General features: G+C 66.7%; 2 protein-coding genes and 1 pseudogene. 2 read left to right on the top strand and 1 reads right to left on the bottom strand.

The genetic code is table 11. The annotated features are described in order from the left end of the window. Positions 1-463: 463 nt before the first annotated feature. A pseudogene (gene proS, locus K2Z83_RS05320) lies at positions 464-1,882 on the top strand (proline--tRNA ligase); the annotation flags it as partial. Between the two features lie 15 nt (positions 1,883-1,897). After that, a complete protein-coding gene (locus tag K2Z83_RS29795) occupies positions 1,898-2,755 on the top strand; it encodes an STAS domain-containing protein (protein ID WP_370650079.1) in 858 nt (285 codons plus the stop codon). 152 nt (positions 2,756-2,907) lie between these two features. On the opposite strand, the gene K2Z83_RS05310 is transcribed toward K2Z83_RS29795, so the two are convergent. Then, positions 2,908-4,020: glycosyltransferase family 4 protein (locus tag K2Z83_RS05310; RefSeq protein ID WP_220594143.1), on the bottom strand; the 1,113-nt coding region annotated here is incomplete at its 5' end.

The following is a 4,020-nucleotide window of genomic DNA, read 5'->3' as shown; positions in this document are numbered from 1 at the left end:
GGTCGGGCAGGCCGCCGTCGCCGAGGTTGAGACGGCCAGGGCTGTGGGCGGAGCCGCGATGAGTATCGGGGCGGCTGCGGTGAGTAGGCCGAGCATAAGGGCCAGCAGCGCCGGCAGCCGGAACATGCGCGTCGGATGTGCGGAGTGGTGCATGAGCGTCTCCTGCGAGATACGGGGCAGCATGGTGCGGGGAGCAGGCGCCCTAGTGTCCTTTAACTTTTTATTAACTTTTGCCCCCCAGGAATGTTATACACCGCTTTCTCGCCCGCACCTATAGCCCAGAAGTCCTTGTATCGGCCCACCCCGGTCATAGCTCGTACTACGACCCTGAGGGCTGATGAAAAGACACCTCCCACCGAGAGGTGATGTTGCGGATGCGGGTATAATACCCAGAGCGGGCGCCTCGGGCGCCGAGTTTGATCTACAATCGACGATCTGCAATTGTCCGAGGAGCGACCGAACCATGCCGAAGGAAGTGATCACCACCAGGGCGAAGGACTATAACCAGTGGTACCTCGATATTGTCCGCGAGGCCGATATGGCCGAGGTGGCCGAGGTGGTGCGCGGCTGTATTGTGGTTAAGGCGAACGGCTGGGCGGTCTGGGAGCTGATGCAGCGCGGGCTCGATGACCGGATCAAGGAGACGGGGCACAGCAATGTGCAGTTCCCCCTGCTCATCCCCAAGAGCTTCATCATGAAGGAGGCCGACCACGTCGAGGGCTTCGCCCCCGAGGTGGCCGAGGTGACGCGGGCCGGCGGCGAGGAGCTGACCGACCCCTATGTGATCCGGCCGACCAGCGAGACGATCATCGGCCACTTCTACAGCAAGTGGATCCGCTCCTACCGCGACCTGCCCCTGCTCTACAACCAGTGGTGCAACGTGATGCGCTGGGAGATGCGCACCCGCCCCTTCCTGCGCACCTCGGAGTTCTGGTGGCAGGAGGGCCATACGGCCCACGCCACCGAGGCCGATGCGGAGGCCGAGACGCTCAAGATCCTGTATGATGTCTACGCCGACTTCGCCGAGCAGGTGATGGCCGTTCCGGTGATCCGCGGGCTGAAGACCGAGAAGGAGAAGTTCCCCGGCGCCCTGCGCTCCTACTGCATCGAGGCCATGATGCAGGACGGCCGCGCGCTCCAGGCCGGCACCTCGCACAACCTCGGCCAGAACTTCGCCCACGCCTTCGACATCACCTTCACCGACCAGAACAACACTATCCAGCACGCTTGGACGACCAGCTGGGGCGTGAGCACGCGGCTGATCGGCGCGCTGATCATGACCCACTCGGACGACGAGGGCCTGGTGCTGCCGCCGCGCCTCGCGCCCACCCAGGTCGTCGTCGTGCCTATCTACAAGAACGACGCCGAGCGCGAGAAGGTGATGGCCACCGTCGCCGCGCTCACCGCCGGCTGGAAGGGCGCCCTGCGCTATAAGGTGGACGACCGCGACAACCTGTCGCCGGGCTTCAAGTATAACGAGTGGGAGCTGAAGGGCGTCCCGGTGCGGATCGAGGTCGGCCCGAAGGATGTGGAGAAGGGCAGCGTGGCGATCGCCCGCCGCGACGTGCCGGGCCGCGAGGGCAAGAGCTTCGTGCCCCAGGATGGCCTCACCGCGCGCATCCTGGCCTTGCTGGAGGAGATCCAGGCCAGCCTCTTCGCCCGCGCCCTGCGCTTCCGCGAGGAGCGCACCGCCGACGTGGCCAGCTACGACGAGCTGAAGGCCCAGATCGAGCGCGGCTTCGCCCGGGCCTACTGGGCCGGCGACACCAACGATGAGAAGCGCATCCAGGACGAGACGCGGGCCACCATCCGCTGCATCCCGCTGGATCAGCCCGGCACCCCCGGGATCTGCGTCTACACCGGCAAGGAGACGACCCAGCAGGCCAGGAGCAGAACGATGACCGACACCACAGTCGCCTTCGGCTCGTACCTCCAGGAGCATATCAATGATGGCCTGGATGCGCTCGTCGACCGCGTGTTTCAGGAGAGCCCGGGCTATCGCTCCCAGGGGGTCGATGGCCTGCACCAGACCATGTACTCAACCCTGCTGCTGATGTGCAATGCGCTCGTCACCGGCTCGGAGGAGACGATAGTGTCCCGGCTCACCAACGCCGGGGCCGACCGGGCGCAGGACGGCTACATGATCGACGATATCCTGATCGCGATCAGGCATGTGCGCAACTTCGTCTGGGATCGCGCCGAGCAGTTCATCGCCGCAGGCGCCGCGCTGCTGCCGGCCGACGCGCGCGCCCTGGAGGATCTGCTGCACCTGATGAGCCGCACGCTCATGCTCGGCTACAGCCAGACCTACCAGCAGACGATGCAGGCGGTGGCCCAGCAGGCCGCCGAGATCGAGGCCCAGCGCTACACCATCCGCGAGCTGGGCACGCCCATCCTGCCGCTCTACGAGGGCGTGATCGCCCTGCCGCTGGTCGGCGCGATCGACAGCTACCGGGCCACCCAGGTGCTTGAGCGGCTCCTGGAGGCGATCAGCGAGAAGCAGGCCGACATTGTCATCCTCGATATCACCGGCGTGCCGGTGGTGGACACCGGGGTGGCCAACTACCTGCTCCAGACGGCACGGGCCGCCCAGCTGATCGGTGCCCAGGTGGTGCTGGTCGGCATCGGCGCCGAGATCGCCCAGACCCTCGTGCAGCTCGGGGTGAGCCTGAGCCAGCTCAAGGTCTATGCGAACCTGCAGGCCGGGATCAGCTACGCCCTTGGCCAGCTCGGCTATAAGATCACCGCATCTTGAGGATTGCAGATTGCAGATTGCAGATTGCAGATTAGCCTATCATCGAGCAGCGGCTATCCGCAATCTGTCATGCTGTAGAGGCCCCGAATAGGGCGTCCCATCCCGCTCCTCGTTATGTTATCCAGATCTGTGGATAACCTGTGGACAAAGACTCAATCTATGCGCGTCTGCCCGAGCATGGCGGCGTAGACCGCGACATGCCGGCGGGCGACGGCGGCCTGGGTGAACTCGGCTAGGATGCGGGCGCGCCCACGCTCGATCAGATCCGCGCGCAGACTCGCGTCGTCCGCGATGTGGGCAATGTCGTAGCGCAGGGCGGCCACATCGCCCTCGGGGAAGGTCAGCCCGGCGTCACCGATCACATGCGGGATCTCGCCGGAGCTTGAGCCGAGCACGGGCACGCCGCAGCTCATGGCCTCGATCAGCACGCGGCCGAACTGCTCCTTCCAGCTCGCGGTGGTGCGCGAGGGCAGGACGAGCAGGTCGATCTCGGCCATGGCGGCGGGCACCTCGGTGCTGCCGACCGCCGGGCGCAGCTCGACCCGGCCCGCCACGCCGAGGGCGGCGGCGCGGGCCATGATCTGCGGGCGCTGTGCGCCGTCGCCGATCAGGCGCAGCCGGATATGGCCGGGCAGCCCGGGCAGCGCCTCGACCAGGTCGAGCACGCCCTTCTCGGGCACCAGGCGGCCGAGGTAGCCGACGGTAAAATGTTGAATGTTGAATGTTGAATGTTGAATGTCGGGCCGGGGGGCAAACATCTCCGGGTCGACGCCGAACTGCGGGATGACGGTGACCGGCCCGCGGTAGCCGTGGCGGCGGATGATCGCGGCGGCCTCCTGGTTCCCGGCGATGGCGTGGGCGGCGTGGCGGAAGCTGTGGCGCTCGAAGAGGCTGAAGGGCGGCGGGTAGCGCCGGTCGATGTTCGCCCAGTTATAGAAGCAGCAGCGGGCGCCCACGGCCATCCCGGCGCGCATGGCCAGGAAGGTGGCCAGGTTGAAGCTCTCCTCGTCGATGTGCAGCACATCGGGGCGCAGGTGGCGCAGGGCGCGCCCGAGGGCCGGGTAGAAGTGCAGGTGGTGTCGGCCGTTCAGCGCGATCGGCAGGGATTCGAGGCGGTAGCCCTCGGTGAAGCGGCGCTCAAGGCGCTGCTCGCCCACCCGCGGCTCGCGCCAGCTCGGCGGCACCAGGGCGGTCAGCTCCACGCCGAGGCGCGCGATCTCCTCTAGCTTGCGCTGGTAGGCGCCGGCGACCAGGGCCTTCGAGAG

This window comes from Oscillochloris sp. ZM17-4 (assembly GCF_019599295.1).
In the GTDB taxonomy this organism is placed as follows: Bacteria; Chloroflexota; Chloroflexia; order Chloroflexales; family Chloroflexaceae; genus Oscillochloris.
The sequence above is the reverse complement of the archived record's forward strand: the minus strand, read 5'-3'. Positions and strand labels throughout refer to the sequence as shown.

Excerpts from the sequence above, each read along its gene's own strand:
- K2Z83_RS29795 (WP_370650079.1), top strand. The coding sequence starts at position 1,898 with ATGACCGACACCACAGTCGCCTTCGGCTCGTACCTCCAGGAGCATATC.